The organism is Burkholderia sp. LS-044 (assembly GCF_004803625.1).
Lineage (GTDB): Bacteria > Pseudomonadota > Gammaproteobacteria > Burkholderiales > Burkholderiaceae > Burkholderia > Burkholderia cepacia.
Map to the genome: position 1 here is coordinate 1 of NZ_SSWO01000058.1, position 384 is coordinate 384.

At 65.6% G+C, this 384-nt stretch carries 1 protein-coding gene; it reads left to right on the plus strand.

What is annotated here, in order from left to right; all coding sequences use genetic code 11:
- The coding region (locus E9536_RS41175; protein WP_136473351.1) for a TOBE domain-containing protein at positions 1 to 384 on the plus strand (384 nt) is incomplete at both ends.

Here is a 384-nt window from a genome sequence, read left to right on the forward strand (position 1 = left end):
CGATGACGATGGCGAGCCGCCTCGCGGTGATGAGCGAAGGCAAGATCGTGCAGATCGGCTCGCCCGGCGAAGTCTACGAATACCCGAACAGCCGTTTCTCGGCCGAATTCATCGGCTCGACCAACCTGTTCGAAGGACGCGTGGTCGAGGACGAACCCGACCACATCTTCGTCGAGAGCGACGATCTCGAAGCGCGCATGTACGTGAGCCACGGCGTGACCGGCCCGCTCGGGATGCCGGTCGGCATCTCGGTGCGCCCGGAGCGCGTGCACGTGTCGCGCGAGAAGCCGGGCTCGAAACACAACTGGGCGCGCGGCGTCGTGACCGACATCGCGTACATGGGCAGCTACTCGCTGTACCACGTGCGCCTGCCGAGCGGCAAGA